The 16754-nt window shown below is 44.1% G+C and carries 14 protein-coding genes; 2 read left to right on the forward strand and 12 right to left on the reverse strand.

Annotation, left to right across the window (positions count from 1 at the left end):
- Window positions 1-3: 3 nt before the first annotated feature.
- From pgmB to CVV77_RS20310, 10 genes are all read right to left on the reverse strand, one after another.
- The gene (gene pgmB, locus CVV77_RS20265; RefSeq protein ID WP_100276354.1) at window positions 4-678 is read right to left on the reverse strand and encodes a beta-phosphoglucomutase; all 675 of its coding nucleotides are present in this window, start codon (window positions 676-678) and stop codon (window positions 4-6) included.
- Window positions 675-2360 (reverse strand): glycoside hydrolase family 13 protein, encoded by a 1686-nt coding sequence (locus tag CVV77_RS20270; RefSeq protein WP_100276355.1) that lies wholly within the window; start codon window positions 2358-2360, stop codon window positions 675-677. The genes pgmB and CVV77_RS20270 overlap by 4 nt, the downstream gene beginning before the upstream one ends.
- Entirely contained in the window at window positions 2353-4626 is a 2274-nt protein-coding gene (locus tag CVV77_RS20275) for a glycoside hydrolase family 65 protein (RefSeq protein WP_100276356.1), read from the reverse strand. The genes CVV77_RS20270 and CVV77_RS20275 overlap by 8 nt, the downstream gene beginning before the upstream one ends.
- Complete coding sequence (locus tag CVV77_RS20280; protein WP_100276357.1) at window positions 4604-5488, reverse strand: DUF1189 domain-containing protein; 885 nt, start codon at window positions 5486-5488, stop codon at window positions 4604-4606. The genes CVV77_RS20275 and CVV77_RS20280 overlap by 23 nt, the downstream gene beginning before the upstream one ends.
- A 4-nt stretch (window positions 5489-5492) precedes the next feature.
- Window positions 5493-6329 (reverse strand): maltodextrin ABC transporter permease MdxG, encoded by an 837-nt coding sequence (mdxG, locus tag CVV77_RS20285; protein WP_100276358.1) that lies wholly within the window; start codon window positions 6327-6329, stop codon window positions 5493-5495.
- The gene (mdxF, locus tag CVV77_RS20290) at window positions 6330-7637 is read right to left on the reverse strand and encodes a maltodextrin ABC transporter permease MdxF (protein ID WP_100276359.1); all 1308 of its coding nucleotides are present in this window, start codon (window positions 7635-7637) and stop codon (window positions 6330-6332) included. It lies immediately after the preceding gene.
- 39 nt (window positions 7638-7676) lie between these two features.
- On the reverse strand, window positions 7677-8930 hold the full coding sequence (gene mdxE / locus CVV77_RS20295; RefSeq protein WP_019259553.1) for a maltodextrin ABC transporter substrate-binding protein MdxE: 1254 nt from the start codon (window positions 8928-8930) through the stop codon (window positions 7677-7679).
- A 94-nt stretch (window positions 8931-9024) separates the two neighbouring features.
- Entirely contained in the window at window positions 9025-10794 is a 1770-nt protein-coding gene (locus CVV77_RS20300) for a glycoside hydrolase family 13 protein (RefSeq protein ID WP_100276360.1), read from the reverse strand.
- Window positions 10795-10906: 112 nt separating this feature from the next.
- The gene (locus CVV77_RS20305) at window positions 10907-11857 is read right to left on the reverse strand and encodes a LacI family DNA-binding transcriptional regulator (RefSeq protein WP_100276361.1); all 951 of its coding nucleotides are present in this window, start codon (window positions 11855-11857) and stop codon (window positions 10907-10909) included.
- A gap of 249 nt (window positions 11858-12106) precedes the next feature.
- The gene (locus CVV77_RS20310; protein WP_088112025.1) at window positions 12107-12682 is read right to left on the reverse strand and encodes an LOG family protein; all 576 of its coding nucleotides are present in this window, start codon (window positions 12680-12682) and stop codon (window positions 12107-12109) included.
- 114 nt (window positions 12683-12796) lie between these two features.
- On the opposite strand from CVV77_RS20310, the gene CVV77_RS20315 reads away from it, so the two are divergent.
- Window positions 12797-13117 (forward strand): MazG nucleotide pyrophosphohydrolase domain-containing protein, encoded by a 321-nt coding sequence (locus CVV77_RS20315; RefSeq protein WP_100276409.1) that lies wholly within the window; start codon window positions 12797-12799, stop codon window positions 13115-13117.
- A gap of 26 nt (window positions 13118-13143) precedes the next feature.
- Here the strand turns inward: CVV77_RS20315 and CVV77_RS20320 are convergent, their stop codons facing one another.
- The gene (locus tag CVV77_RS20320; RefSeq protein ID WP_019259556.1) at window positions 13144-14736 is read right to left on the reverse strand and encodes a SulP family inorganic anion transporter; all 1593 of its coding nucleotides are present in this window, start codon (window positions 14734-14736) and stop codon (window positions 13144-13146) included.
- Between the two features lie 18 nt (window positions 14737-14754).
- On the reverse strand, window positions 14755-15348 hold the full coding sequence (locus CVV77_RS20325; RefSeq protein ID WP_080010878.1) for a beta-class carbonic anhydrase: 594 nt from the start codon (window positions 15346-15348) through the stop codon (window positions 14755-14757).
- A gap of 393 nt (window positions 15349-15741) precedes the next feature.
- Between CVV77_RS20325 and CVV77_RS20335 the strand changes: the two genes are divergently transcribed.
- Window positions 15742-16719 (forward strand): 2-hydroxyacid dehydrogenase, encoded by a 978-nt coding sequence (locus CVV77_RS20335; protein ID WP_100276410.1) that lies wholly within the window; start codon window positions 15742-15744, stop codon window positions 16717-16719.
- Window positions 16720-16754: the final 35 nt, after the last annotated feature.

Genomic DNA, 16754 nt, shown 5'->3' on the forward strand with positions numbered 1-16754 from the left:
TTCTTAAAAACGTTTTATTCTATACTGCTCCCATTCCTCATTCAACAGCTCCAGCGTCAAATCACAAGTGTTTCTCACAACCAGATCAGCACCAAACATTGACTGTTCATGACCGACTCCAACCGCAAACATCCCGGCAGATTTGATTGCGGAAATGCCTGCTTCAGCATCTTCTATTGCCGCACAATCAGCCGGGGAAACGCTGAGCAGCGCGGCAGCTGTTAAAAATATTTCGGGATCAGGTTTCCCGTTCACGAGAGCTGTCGGGTCAACAATGGCATGAAAATCATCAACGATCTCCAAACGTTTTAAAATCTCTGGAGCATTGCGACTTGAAGACGCTAACCCGATTTTTATATTTTCGCCTTTTAACTCACAAAGAAGCCTGCCGATTCCCGGCAAAAGGTCTTCTGGCGTCAATTTGCTGATCAATGATTGATAATATTGATTTTTTAGGTGCATTAGTTTTTGTTTCTCTGCATTTGTATACTTTGTTTCCGCACCGCCCAGGATAAGTATGCTTTCAAGTGACTCTTCTCTGCTGATTCCTTTTAGGCTTTCATTCACACCCCTGTCAAAGGGAATATCGATTTGTTCTGCAATGTGCTTCCAAGCGAGAAAGTGATATTCAGCTGTATCTGTTATCACTCCGTCTAAATCAAAAATGACCGCTTTCATATGCTAATGCCCATCACAGCTTCATAAGGTTCGAGGAAAATACTCTTCAAGTCAGCCCGCTCATGCGAATAGTTCGTAATAAGCACTTTCCAATGCTCATGAATCAATTCTGGAGGCACTTCGAACAGAGCCTTGTCTTCCGACATGTTCACAACGACGAGAAGCTTTTCATCTTGATATTCACGGAGGTACGAAAAGATTTGCGGATCATTCTCCTGCAGCAGCTGATAATCTCCATATACCATGATCTTATATTGCTTTCGTAATTGAATGAGCTTTTGATAGTAATAGAAAATCGAATCTTTATCTTCTAAGGACTCTTCCACATTGATATCTTGATAGCGGGAATTTACCGCTATCCAAGGATCTCCGGCTGTGAATCCCGCATGTTTTCCGGCATTCCATTGCATCGGTGTTCTCGCATGATCCCGTCCTTTTTTTGCCACAGCTTTTAAAAACTCTTTTTCCGACATCGTTTTGTTTTCGACGACTAGTTCACGATATGCATTTTTTATTTCAAGATCGTCATACATCTCCAGCGGCATATCACTGTTAACCATGCCGATTTCTTCTCCCTGGTAAATAAACGGTGTTCCTTTCATCCCGTGAAGAACCGTCGCAAATGCTTTTGCACACTGCTTTCGCAGCTTGCCGTCATTGCCCCAGCGGGAAATAACCCTTGGCTGATCATGGTTTTCAAAATACAGGGTATTCCAGCCGACATTCATTAACGCGGACTGCCACATTGTCATCGTCTTTTTTAAAGCAACCACATCAAACGGCTTGATCTGCCATTTCCCATTTGGCGAGTTTTGTTCTGTATCAATATCCATATGTTCAAAGGTAAAGATCATATTCAACTCTTGCCTGCTTGCATCTGTGTACTTTTTCGCCTCTTCAATATCAGAGCCGTTTGCCTCTCCGACCGTCATGCAATCGTAATGAGAAAGCACTTCCCTGTTCATCTCTTGAATAAATTCATGAAGGCGGGGGCCATTCGAATGATAACGTCCGACGATATAGCTGCGGCTGTTATCTGTTTCGTAGTCCGGAAAATCGGTGTACTTGGAAATGGAGCCGATCACATCCATCCGCCAGCCGTCAACGCCTTTATCCATCCAAAATCTCATCAAATCATAAACTTCCCGGCGCACCGTATCATTTTCCCAATTTAAATCAGGCTGCTTTTTCGAAAAGTAGTGCAAATAATACTGCCCCGTTCCTTCATCGAACGTCCACGCCGGGCCTGAGAAGATTGACCCCCAATTATTTGGCTCTGAGCCGTCCGGTTTAGGGTCTTTCCAAAAATAATAATCCCGGTAAGAATTGTCCTTTGACTTGCGGCTTTCAGCAAACCAGGCATGCTCATCTGACGTGTGGTTCACGACCAAATCCATGATGATTTTCATTCCGCGTTGATGCACTTCGTCAATTAACTGAAACATATCTTCATTTGTCCCAAATTTTTCGTACATGTTTCTATAGTCGCTGATGTCATAGCCGTTATCATCCTGCGGGGAATTAAACACTGGGGAGAGCCAGATCACATCCGCCCCGAGATTTTTGATGTAATCCAGCTTTTGAATCACGCCTTGCAAATCCCCGAATCCATCTCCATTGGAATCATAAAAACTGCGCGGGTAAATTTGATAAACGACTGCTTCTTTCCACCATTCACTCATCAGGCGTTCTCCTTTCACATCGTCCGTTTAGGACAACCGGTTCATCATAAACTTTCATGTGCAGCGGCTCGCCTTTTTCAAGCTCAAAGATGGCGCCCATTTCGTCAACCGTAACATTGATTAATCGGTTTCGATAATTAATTTTGAATGAATATCCGTCCCATTCTTTCGGCAAAAACGGAGCAAATGACAGCGTCTCATTCGTGATGCGCATGCCTGCAAAGCCCTGAACGATCGCGAGCCAGCTTCCCGTCATTGATGTAATGTGCAAGCCTTCTTCCGTGTCATGATTGTAATTGTCAAGATCAAGCCTTGCTGTACGCTTATATAATTCAAGCGCTTTCTTTTCCATCTTGAGCTCGGCTGCGAGAACCGCATGGACAGAGGGCGACAGGCTTGATTCATGAACAGTCATCGGTTCATAAAATTCAAAGTTTCGCCGTTTTTCTTCCATTGTAAAACGGTCATGAAAAAGATAAATGCCTTGAAGAACATCTGCTTGCTTAATAAAATTGGAGCGGAGAATTTTGTCCCATGACCAATTCTGATAAAGAGGCCGCTCAGCTGGATCTAATTCATCCGCTGATTGCAGGTCTTTGTCCAAGAATGTGTCATGCTGAATGAAAATTTGCAGGTCTTCACTATACGGATAGTACATGTGCTGGATGATATTTCTCCAGGCCTTCAATTCTTCTTCCTGTACATCAAGCAGGCGGCGTTTTTCCGCTGAAATACTTTCGAGATTTTCTAATGTATACTCCAACGTCCAAGCCGCAATGACATTTGTATACCAATTGTTGTTGACATTGTTTTCGTATTCATTCGGCCCTGTGACGCCGTGGATCATATATTTGTTTTTTCGTTTCGAGAAGTGAACGCGATCAGCCCAAAACCTGCTGACTTCCACGAGAACGTCTATCCCGTATTCTTTCATATAGTCACGGTCGCCTGTATATTGGACATAATTGCAGATCGCATAGCAAATCGCGCCATTGCGGTGGATTTCTTCAAAGGTGATCTCCCATTCGTTGTGGCATTCATCACCTGTGAACGTCACCATCGGGTAAAGTGCCCCCTTCATCCCCAGTTTGGCGGCATTCCGTTTAGCTGCATCCAAATGATGATAGCGATACAAAAGCAGGTGTTTCGTCACCTCCGGCTCGGCTGTCGCCAAATACATCGGCACAGCATATGCCTCAGTATCCCAATAGGCGGCACCTCCGTATTTTTCGCCAGTAAATCCTTTCGGCCCGATATTCAAACGGGCATCGCCCCCATAATATGTCGAGAATAACTGAAAGATATTGTAGCGGATCCCCTGCTGAAGTTCCTCATCCCCTTTAATCTCTATGTCCGCTTTTGCCCATCTTTCCTTCCATTGCTCAGTGTGACTCCGTTTAGCTTCTTCATATCCGTTCTCAAGAACACCCGCCAAAAGCTCCTTGGCTTTCGATAAAAGCTCTGCCTCCCGAACATCACGGGAAGTCGTGACAATAATAAACTTTTTCAAAGAAGCCTTCGTTTGGTAACTGTAGCGATTCTCGACATACATTCCAGCTGTTTGAGAGCTTTCACTGACAAAGCCCTCTGTCACGTTTGCCATTGCAGCTGAAACAGTAAAGCGCGGTGTTCCAAATGGATTTTCGATCGTTTTGGCGACTAAATGGCCGCGGTGAGGATCAGCACCTTTCGCTTCTTCCTGCCAAAACTGTTCTTGGTAGTTAGAATCTTCATTTGCGACATTTCCGTCCAGGTAAGGAACAAGCGTAATAACAGCATCTTCTGTCAGGCACTCCGCTTCATAGTGAATCACACAAAGCTCTTTTACGGCAAGGCTAAGAAATCGCTCCGACCTGATTCTGACGGTTTTATCCTGAATGCGGACAACAGCGCTTCGCCGCAGAATCCCCTCTTTCATGTTGAGTTCTAACTCAAATGATTCGATTTGGTTTTGATAGAGATCGACTTTTTCACCGTCAACATATACACCTATGCCAATAAAGTTCATCGCATTGATCACTTTTCCGAAATATTCCGGATATCCGTTTTTCCACCAGCCTACCCGCGTTTTGTCAGGAAACCACACGCCTGCAATATATGTGCCTTGATGGCTGTCGCCTGAATAGCCCTCTTCAAAATTCCCTCTGACTCCCATATAGCCGTTAGCAAGAGAAGTCAGGCTTTCCTGCAGCCGTGTATGTTTCTTTTGAAATATACTTGTTTTGATTTTCCATTCATCAATCTCAAATAACCGCTGATTTATCATAATTTCCTCCCGAATGTAAGTTTCCATTATAACGGCGGGTTTTGGCCAAATATCTAAATGCAAAAGAGATCATCAAAGTGACGCCACACGAATGGATCATCAATACAGTGATCAAGTCAAAATGAACCATACCGATAGCAGCTGCCGCGCATGCCGGCAGTGCTGATGCGCAAATCGCCGTAGATGCTGCTTCCTTGAATGACGCAATAGAGATCATGTTTGATCGTTTTGTGATCCAGATGCCACCCGCAATAACAGCCGTTAACAAAAGCTGGATCATAAAGATTACCGCATATGCCAGCATCATGATCATCGGCTTATACTGTGCCAACCACAATTTGTCGATCAAAACCTCTACATCATGGACGTTCGGTTCCTTAAGCTCAGCCTCCAATTTCGCATAGCCAACAGAAAATCCCGTTCCGTTTTGATCGGTGATCACCAGTTGATCGGATTGAAATACGATAGCGTTATCATATCCAGTTACTTTCAATCGCCCATTTTCACCGCTTGTCTGATATTCATGCTTCATATCGACAGCCATCAAATTCTGCCCATCTTCCATTCGATCAGAACTCTTCCCGCCCGTCAGTTTTCCGTTTCTGATTTGAAAACCTTGTAATTGATCAGCAAATGTATCATTAACCTTTTGAAAAGCTGACGGCATGAAAGATGTAACACTGAAGCGATCCATTTTCATAAACGAAACCGTCAACGGCGCCATCAGGGAGGCCGTCAAAAACATAAAGAGAAAGGAGAGCTGCAGCCAGCTGAATGTATTCCCGTAACGGCAAACACCAGATGGCGATGCAGCCGCTCTCAGGCAGCGGATAATAAAGCTTTCATTTTTCAGATTCTTCATCGAATTACCCCTTTGTTCCGCCGGCTGTCAGCCCGGACACAAAGTTCTTTTGGAGAATAAAGAACAAGACGCATATCGGCAGTGCGGCCAATATAGCTCCGGCCGCAAACAGGGCGACTTTTTGCTGCTGCGGATTTGAAATGAAGGACTGCAATCCTACAGCGATGGTCAGTCTTTCCGGTGAACGAAGCAAAAACTTTGCCAGCAAATAGTCGCCGAACGGTGCCATAAACGCCCAAAGCGCTTGTACCGCAAGCATCGGCTTAACAAGCGGCAGAACAATGGAAGCGAAAATCCTCAGATGTCCCGCCCCGTCAATTCGCGCGGCTTCATCAATTTCTCTCGGCACAGTATCAAAATAACCTTTCATCAGCCACGTGTTCATCGGAATTCCGCCGCCGATATAGATCGCTGTCAAAAACCAGTATTGATCGAGTGCGCCTATCAGCATCGCCAGAACGTAAAAAGCAGTCAGCGCTGCCATCGTCGGCACCATTTGAATGATTAAAAAGAATACCAGGCTCTTTTTTCGGCCTGCAAACCGATAGCGGCTGTACGTATACCCGGCAAGCGTCACAATCGTAACCTGCAATACCATGACCGATAGCGCAATGACAAGTGTATTGCCGTACCAATGAAGATAAAGTGTCTCGTCAAATAGCCGCTTAAAATGATCCAAAGTCCAAGAACCCGAAAAATCAAGCTGAAAAGCCGTTGCATTTCCGACACGGAAAGCGGATGATGCCGTAATCAGCAACGGATATATAATAACAATACTTAGCAGCGTCAAAAATAAATAGGTACAGATTCTATTAAGCATTCTGGCAGTTCTCACATTCACCTACATAACCTCCTCATTGCCAAAAGCGTTCGATTTTTTAAAAGCAATCAGGGAAATTCCAATGACAATGAAAGAAATTAATAGTGTAACAGCCGCGGCAACGGAATATTGCGGTGATGTGCCTGTTGTCAGTTTATAAATCCAAGAAATTAAGATATCGGTCGACCCGGCTCCGGCTCCCGCGCTGCCCGGTCCTCCCTCATTAAATAAGTAGATAATCGAGAAGTTATTGAAATTAAACGTATACTGGGTAATCATCACGGGTGCTGTCGCAAATAAAATCATCGGGAATGTAATATGTTGAAAACGCTGAATAAAAGTAGCCCCGTCAATCTTTGCCGCTTCATACAGTTCACCTGGGATGGCCTGAAGCACTCCCGTTATCATGACATAAATATAAGGAAAACCGAGCCAGGTCTGAACCATAATAAGGGCTGTCTTTGTCCAGAAAGGATCAGTCTTCCACGCGATCGCCGGCAGCTCTACAAACGGCAGGTGATTTAATAATGGAATCACCTGTGCATTCATCGCCCCTATGCTGTCGTTAAAAATGTTCGAAAAACTCATGATTGTAATAAAAGCCGGAACAGCCCATGGAAATAAGAAAATCATTCGAAATATCCGCTTGCCCTTTATAAAATCTTGATTGACGAAAAGTGCCGTCACGATACCCAAAATGATTTGCAGCGTTGTTGCACAGATTGTCCAGATAATTGTCCAGCTCAGTACATTCATAAATGTTTCACGATAGGAGCCAAGGAAAAAAATATTCAAGAAATTTTTAAAACCGACCCAGTCAATCAGACTATTAGGCGGAATATGATAAAAATCATAGTTTGTTAATGCAACAAACAGAGTCACCAAAACCGGAAAAATAATCACAAACACCATCATGATATATGCCGGCAGTGTAAATAAATATGGAAACCCTTTATCACCCGCATGACAGATCATATCCTTGGCCGTTGTATTGACCTCCAAACCCGCCGCTTTCATAGCGGCGGTCTTACGCGAATCATGAATATTAAAGATATAGAACATAAGGAAAATCAGCGTCACGATCAATTGCAGCGTGCCTTCAATCAGCATAAACAGTGAGTGATCTTCACCGGGAACACTTCCCAAGGTCATCAATCCGGTTAGCGCTTGAATGCCGAAAACGCTTAATTCAAGAGCAAACAAACCCGTGATGACAAGAAACAAGATCCCCTTTGAAAACTGCTGATTCGCAATCTGCCCAAGCCCTGGAATGATCGATAAAAGCCCTGCCTTTCGTTTTTGCTTTGCAAGTGTGTGGTGTGTATTCATTTTTTCGCCCTCTATTCTTCCGGACGCTGTCCCGCCGTTTTATTTCACATACTTTTCTTTGATATTGTCCTTTATGACGTTTACAGCATCATTCGCTGATGTTTGCGCCGCTTTTTTTCCTGAAACCGCATCAAAAATCAAACTTTCCGCTCCTGTCCATACCTCAGCCATTTCCGGAATATTCGGAGTCGGTGTCGCTGTTTCATATTGTTTAATCACAGCTGACGTCAGCTCATTTTTTTGCTCACCTGCTTTCTTCCTTGCAGCTGTATTGGCCGGAACTTCGTTTGTATCCTCATAAAAAGCGTAAGCATTGGCATCATTTGTAGCATACTCAAGCCATTTTTCAGCCAGTTCGGGTTCTTTTGTATATTTTGAAGCAACCCAGCCCTTGCCGCCGGCAAAAGGAGCATATTCTTCTCCATTTGGCAATGTCGGAATAGGAGCCGCTCCGTAGTTCAATTTAGCCTCTTTATAGTTGGCAGCTGACCAAGGTCCGCCGATGATCGCACCCGCTTTGCCGTCTAAAAACATCTGCTGAATAAAATCGTCAGCGCTTGAATTGTCTTGCATGCCTTTTGGCCAATAGGTTTTAAACCATTTCTCCGCATATTTCACCGCTTCTACAGCCCCTTTATTGTTCAGGCCGATGTCCCCGGAATCTGTTCCGTTTTTTCCAAATACATATCCGCCGTAACCGGCCAACAAACCGTATGACATATAAAAGTCAGTCCATTTCGCTAAAAAGCCGGTTGATTTTCCTTTTTCCGAAGCAAACGCAAACCGGGAATCCTCTGTTAATTTTTCAAGATCTTTAAATGTTTTTGGTGCTGTTTGTAAGAGATCTTTGTTGTAATACAAAACAAGTGTTTCAATGACTAGCGGCATACCATACACCTTGCCGTCAACCGTCACCTGCTGCATTTCTTTATCTCCAAAACTATTTGTATTTGATGGCTTAATTTCAAGTAAATGTCCTTGCTGGCCCAAACCGCCGATCCGGTCGTACGCTGCAAGCATAACATCAGGTGCATTACCTGCCGGGCCATCAAGAGGAAGCGCTTCCAATTGCTCGAACATTTGCTTTTCAACAATTTTTATTGTGACATCATTCTCTTTTTCGAACTTTGCTTTTATGCTTTCAATGGATTCTTTATAGGTTTCTTCGACAGACACAGTCAGTACTTTTTTGCCATCAGAGCTTGCCGGATCTTTTGAATTTGAACAGGCGGCGAGACCGAATGTCAGGACTGATGCCGCCAATAAAGCGAACCCCTTTTTAAAAAGGATCATCTCTTTTCCCCCTTTTATTTATGAATCTATAACAATTGTATGGGTCTATAGAAAGCGGTTACAACATCTTTTGATTTGTTACCGATAACAGAATTTAAACAGGGGCGGCAGCACCCAAAATAAAAAATTCTCCCGGCTGAACGGCAATCACATCGCTATGATGGAGCGGCTGCTCTGTCCATACATCGTAGATTTTCTTATTCCTTTCAATATTCAAATCCCGTAAACTGACAAGTTGAGGCGCATCCCCCTGATTAAAGAAATAAATCAGTGTTTTTTCATCAAGAGTCCGTGAAAAACTAATAAAGTTGTTTTGGTCATCCAGCAGATTCCACTCAAGATTTCCATAAGTCAATAAAGTGTTTTCCTGTTTGCGTAAAGCAATTAACCGCTTCATAAATGTGAGCATATCTTGGTTTTGCTTCTCTTTTTCCCAAACCATACATTTCCGGCATAATGGATCATTTTCACCGTCCAGCCCGATTTCCGTTCCGTAATAGATGCATGGTGAACCTGTCTGGGCAAACATAAAGGCCAGCAAAGCGCGTGCTTTTTTCTCGTCATTGCGGCATCTGGTCAAAAGGCGTTTTGTATCATGGCTGTCCAGTAAATTAAACATCACCTCATTGACCTGCTTCATCCCATTCATCAAATGTGCATTTACACGGTTGGCCATACGCGAGGCTGGAATCGCCCGGTCAGCAAAATATTCAATCATAGGCTCTGTAAAAGGATAATTCATCACCGCATGAAATTCATCTCCTCTAAGCCAAGGTTCGGCAGAATGCCAGATCTCTCCTAAAATATAAAGGTCAGGCTTTTCTGCTGATACGGCTTGCCTGAATGCCTTCCAAAAAGCGTGATCCACTTCATTGGCCACATCCAAACGCCAGCCGTCAATGTCAAATTCGCGAATCCAGTACAAAGCAATATCAAGCAAATATCTCTGTACTTCGGGATTAGCCGTATTTAGCTTCGGCATATCAGGTGTAAACGCAAACCTATCATAATTGCCTTCTTTGACAGGAAAAGAGTGAATATGGAACCAATCTTTATAGCGGGATTGAGCTCCGTTTTTCACGACATCCTGCCACTGCGGAGAAGCGCTGCCTATATGATTAAAAACAGCATCAAGCATAATTCTCATCCCCCGCTGATGAAGCTGGCTGACCAATGTGCGAAAAAGCTCCGGATCTCCAAAATGCGGATCAATGGAATAGTAGTCAAGCGTATCGTATTTATGATTAGAAGGCGCGGAAAAGATCGGAGTTACATAAATTCCGTTCACCCCTAAATCCTCTAAATAATCAAGCTTGTCAACAATTCCTTGCAAATCTCCTCCAAAAAAATCATTGACGTCCGGATCCTTGCTCGCCCACGGCAATACATTCTCCGGCGATAAGTCTTCTCTTCCATTAGCAAAACGCTCCGGAAAAATTTGATACCAAACCGTTGATTTGACCCACTCAGGCACTTGGAATGTATCGGCCTCGTGAACAAATGGAAGTTTAAAATAATAATGGATCGTCTCCAGCGTTTTTTCGTTATAAGGGCATACACCTGAACTTCCGAAAAAGATGTCTTCCTGATGGTCTGTTACAACAAACGCATATTGCAAACGCCTAAATGGCGGCACCACTTCAGCAAACCAATAATCATGCATTTCTGTTTCGGCAATTTTCCTCATCGGCAGCTCGTTTGCCGACCACCTGCCGTCATTGTACTCATAGGGATCACCCCAAATGAATCGAATGTGGTATGCATCACCTTTTTTCGTCCGAATCTTGATATGCACTGTCCGCCCGTCATAAGAATAAGCATCAGAACTGAACGGCTTATGATGAATCGCTGCATATTCCATCATGTCTCCCCCTTTGATTTCCGTTTTATTTAGGCCGGCTCTTAGTTTGAAAGTATCATGATGAAATAGCAGGAACAATCCTTTTTACCTTGTTACCGATAACAGAATAAGGCTCTTACAGAGTTGATTCGCGTACAATTAACTCCGGCTCAAAAAATAGATGTCCTTGGGCAGCACCGTCTTCATTCATTTTTTTCAAAAGCATCCTCGCACAGGCTTCCCCCATTTCAACAACAGGCTGTCTGACCGTAGTCAGCCGAGGCGAGGAGATACGATCAAGAAAAACGCCGTCATTCCCGGTCACAGCAACATCTTCTGGAATTCGCTTTCCAAGCGATTGTGCCGCACGAATGACACCGAGCGCGATTCGATCAGATGCGCAGACAAATGCCGCCTGATTGTCCATGGATTTCAGCAGTTCTCTGGCAAGGCATTCACTTTTCTTAGAACTGTTGTCGATCCGAAACATATTCGATTTTTTAAAGCTTTCATTCATTGCGCGTATATACCCTTGTTCTCTTGAACGTTCGAAAGGCTCATCTAAATCAATGCCAAAAAAGACCACTTCCCGCTCACCCAGCCCCATCACATGGCGGGTTGCCATAAAAGTGCCTTTCTCGTTATTCACATCGATAAAGTCATAGCCCATTTCATTTTCCCCAAATACGACTAGCGGCTTTTCAAAGGCTTTGATCACACCTTCAAAATCGGTCTTTCTCAAGCCGGTGGCAATAATGCCGTCGCATTGGCCAATATTGAGAGAATTTCTCGTCACAAGCTGCAGAGCATAATGATTGCGATCCAGCTCCCGGCTGATTCCGGTCAGCAGGTTCATATAATATGGTTCCGTCGTATCCATTTCCTCAAGAATCAACAGTTTGACAACCTGTGTTCTGTTTTGCACAAGCGCTCTTGCCGCATAATTAGGGATGTAATTCAGCTCTTTCATTGCAGAATGAACAAGCTTTTTCAATTCATCTGTCACCGTCTCAGGATGATTAATCACTCGTGATACCGTCATTTTCGAAACATTTGCCTTTTTTGCCACATCTGACAATGTTGCCATTTTCATCCCCTCCTTACCTGTGCTTATTATCCAAACTAGTGAAAAAGTCCTTTATTACAACTGAATATACGATACAACAAAAAGAAATTTAAAAAAGAGATTTCCTTTAGGAAATCTCACATTGTCAAAAACTCGATTATTAGTCGATTCTCTACCCGGAATATCGTATCAACGGCTGTTGCAGAGCACTCAGATCAAGTGCGAGAGGCGGCTCACTCACTACCTCCCCTTCCATAAGGAAGGAACTCTTTAGATTTCTGTCCACTTTTTCTCTAAAATCGGATAAGAGTAGTTCTGCATTTGCTCAATTAACTCATCAGGGCGTGAAGAACTGTGGATCAGCTTAAGGTGCGAATCGTTAGAAAATCCTTCCTGAATGCTGTATTTGATCATTTTCATCATCGGTTCAAAATATCCGTTCACATTGTACAGTCCGATCGGCTTTTGGTGGATGCCGATCTGCGCCCAGCAAAGCACTTCAAATAATTCTTCATATGTACCGAAGCCGCCCGGCATAGCGATAAAACCATCTGCCAGCTCGCTCATTTTGGCCTTTCGTTCATGCATCCCGTTTACTTCAATCAGCTCAGTCAGATTTTGATGGACAACCTCCCCGCTGAACAAACCGCTCGGCATGACCCCGATTGCAGTTCCGCCGTTTTCCATAATTGCGTCAGCAATGGCGCCCATCAAGCCTACGCGGGAGCCCCCATAGACAAGGCCGATTCCCTGCTCAGCCATGTACGCGCCAAGCTCTGCCGCTTTTCTTTTATACGCTTCATTCCCCCCCGGGTTTGACCCCGCAAATACACAAATGGTTTTCATTCTGTCATCTCCGCATCTATATATCGTGTTAAACATTCGAAAATACACTATATATTGTCCCACCTTCATGTGATAATATCAATATGAAATACATAAAGAATGCGAGTGATAATGGTGCAGCTGGCTGATGCTGAAAAATGGATGAAAGAGTTTTACGAAAAAAGAGGCTGGACAGAATACGGACCGTTTATTCGAGTCGGCTTTTTAATGGAGGAAGCCGGAGAACTGGCCCGGGCTGTCAGGGCATATGAGATCGGCAGAGACCGGCCGGATGAGAAGGAATCGACACGAGCTGAGCAAAAACAAGAATTGATTGAAGAAATGGGAGATGTCATCGGAAATATCACCATTCTTGCTGATATGTACGGTGTCTCCTTAGAAGACGTGATGAAGGCCCACCAAGAAAAACTGACAAAACGATTTGAGCATGCATAAAAAAGCGGCCGCATTGGCCGCTTTTTTTAACCTGTGATTTCATCATGGTGATCAAAGAAATGCTGCTTCCCTATTTTGTGAAATAGGCCTGTTTTATGCAGCAGCTCCTTCGGCTGCGATTGCAATCCTACAATCATCAGCTTTCCGTTGTGGCGTTTAATTCTGTTCATAACGTTCCCAAGCACTGCTTCAGCCGACGTATCCATGTAGTGCACCTTATTCATGAGCAGGATAAGGGTCTTCGGCTTTTTCTGTACATGCTCCAGCAGTGAAGATTCAAGCGAATCAATTGATCCGAAAAACAGCGGCCCTTCTATCGCATACATGCTGACAGATGGATCTTCTCTCTTTGCCAGAACAGGATGCGATTCCTGATTGTGGATACGGGTTGCTTCGCTCATTCTTCTGATGAAGAAGACAAATGCGAGCAGCAAGCCGGTTGCCACACCGACGATTAGATCAAACAAAACCGTAAGAACAAAGGTCGCCGCCAAAATAAAGGAATCAGCGTTTTTCAGTCTCAGCATGTTTGCGACTTCCTTCCGCTCACTCATATTCCATGCGACAACCATGAGAATCGGCGCCATACTGGCAAGCGGCACATGGGATGCATAAGGCGCAAATACGATCAGTACAAGCAGAACGACTACACCGTGAACGACCCCGGAAACAGGTGAAACCGCTCCGTTTTTAATATTGGTTGCCGTTCTGGCGATTGCTCCTGTTGCCGGAATTCCGCCGAACAGCGGCGCAGCCATATTCGCGATTCCCTGGCCGACAAGCTCCTTGTTGCTGTCATGCTTTGAGCCCTTCATGTTATCCGCGACCATTGCGGACAAAATCGACTCAAGGCCGCCAAGAAGCGCGATGACAAGCGCTGCCGGAAACAGCATGACCATTTTATCCAATGTAAGCTCCGGGAACTGAAATTCCGGCAAATGGCGGGGAATTTCTCCATATGTTGACCCGATCGTTGCCATGCGGTCAGGGAAAAATACAACCGCGACCAGTGTGGAAATCAGAAGAGCCAATAAAGCGCCCGGTACTTTAGGCATCACTTTGGCGGATACAAGCAAAATGACGAGCCCGATCACTGCTGTCAAAATGGCATACATATTAAAGGTGCCGAGCTTCTGTGCAATTTCAAACATGTTGTGATGAAAATTCTCGTGTTTTTCAACATTTCTCAAACCGAGAAAATTAGCGATTTGCTCCGTGAAGATGAGCACGGCAATTCCGGCTGTAAAACCGACGATAACGGGCTTCGGCACGAATTTCATAATTTTTCCGAGCTTAAACAGCCCGAACAGCACCAGCATCACTCCTGCCATAAACCCTGCAATCAGCAGGTTCTCCAAGCCGTACTGCATCACAATGCCAAATAGAATCGGGACAAAGGCGCCTGTCGGACCGCCAATTTGATATTTGGATCCCCCAAACAAGGAAATACAAATCCCTGCCACAACAACAGTGTACAGCCCGTATTCAGGCTCGACTCCCGAGGCAATGGCAAATGCCATCCCTAAAGGAATTGCCACGACACCTACTACGATACCTGCAATCAGGTCTTTCTGAAATTTCTGCAAATTGTATCCCTTGAATCTCCCTGAGAATCGCATATTTTGTTATAACCTCCCTTATAAATGTGTGTTTATGAGCTCAGTTTCATAACCGTTAATGACGACATCAAGTTTTCCTGTTTCAGGATGAATGACAAGCCCGTGAACCGGAACCTTTTTCGGCAGCAACGGATGGTTCTTGATCATGTTCACACTATGGGAAACGCTTTCTTCTACACTGTGAAAACCGGTCAGCCATGATTTCAAATCAAGTCCGGCGCTCGACAGCAAATTCAGGCAGCTTTCTTCCACCCCGCGTTCCTTCGCTTTCTCGAGAATCGAAGACGCATTCAGTCCTGACATCCCGCATTCATGGTGGCCGACAATGCACACCTCTTCAGCCTGCAATTCATAAATCGCAACCAGTATGCTTCGCATCACGCTTCCAAATGGGTGAGAAACGATGGCTCCCGCGTTTTTTACAATTTTAGCATCACCGTTTTTAAGTCCCATTGCTTGCGGAAGAAGTTCTGTGAGCCTTGTATCCATACAGGTGACAATGACGAGCTTTTTTGAAGGAAATTTTGTCGTTTTGTACGGTTCATACTTCTTCTCTCTGACAAACCGCTGATTGTGTTCCAAAATTGATGTTAAAGAAACCATTTGATTCATCTCCCATCCATATGATTTTGCAAGCCTTCTTACCCAGCTTACAGTAAGGAATTATAGCATAGGAATACGCTGCGAAAAGGCTTTCAAAAAAAGACACTATAATTGGACTGTAGAATCAAAACATAAAAATTTATATCTTTCAAAGATAATAAAATTTATATTTATTGAATCCTATAGTCCGGCTTCAATTCGCATATTGATGATTTGTCTGACAAAAAATATAGGTGAATTCAGATAATTAAAAAACTTTTTTAAGCGATTTTTGCTGCTTGTTCAATTCTTATATCCATTTTAAGTTCAAAAGAACCAGAAATTCAAATGAACGCAGCTATATTTTTAACATCTATTTATTTCCGATATAATGAAAGAGACAACAGCCATAAAGGGGGAGCCTTGTTGAAACCATTTGTATTTATCACAAAACCGATTCCTGAAGAGATTCAAGCATTCATCGGTGAACATTGCCGTTTTGAAATATGGCAGGAGGATACGCTTCCGAATGACGTGCTTTTTGAAAAATTAAAAGATGCTGAAGGGCTTTTAACTTCAGGAACATCCGGACCGTCAATCAATCGTGAACTGCTTGAACATGCGCCTAAGCTCAAAGTGGTCAGCAATCAATCCGTTGGGTATGATAACTTCGACATAGAAGCCATGAGAGAAAGAGGTGTCGTCGGCACTCATACACCTTATACACTGGATGACACAGTTGCGGATCTGGCCTTTTCTCTGATTCTATCTTCCGCCAGACGTGTTGCCGAACTGGACCGTTTCGTCAGAGCCGGAAAATGGGGAACCGTTGAGGAGGAAGCGCTTTTCGGCATTGATGTTCATCATCAGACGTTAGGCATTATCGGCATGGGCAGAATCGGCGAACAAGCTGCAAGACGCGCCAAATTCGGCTTCGATATGGACGTGCTTTATCATAACCGCCATCGCAAACAAGAAATTGAAGACAGCATCGGCGTCAAGTACGCTGAGCTTGATACATTGCTCGAACAATCTGATTTTATTCTGCTCATCACACCGCTGACTGATGAAACGTATCACATGATAGGGGAACGCGAATTTAAGAAGATGAAGGATTCAGCAATTTTCGTCAATATTTCCCGGGGAAAGACGGTTGATGAAAAAGCACTGATTCGCGCCCTTCAGGAAGGCTGGATTAGGGGAGCCGGCTTAGACGTGTACGAGGAAGAACCTGTCGCAAAAGACAACCCCCTTTTGAAGCTAGATAATGTGACTTTACTGCCGCATATCGGCTCAGCAACAGCGAAAGTACGCTTCAATATGTGTAAACAGGCTGCCAAAAACATGGTCGCGGCCATCCAAGGGAATACACCGAAAAATCTGACAAGAGAATTTCAATAAATCAAAAATCCGGTCTGATCCAGACCGGATTTCAT

Source organism: Bacillus sp. SN1 (genome assembly GCF_002796895.1).
GTDB classification, from domain to species: domain Bacteria; phylum Bacillota; class Bacilli; order Bacillales; family Bacillaceae; genus Bacillus; species Bacillus inaquosorum.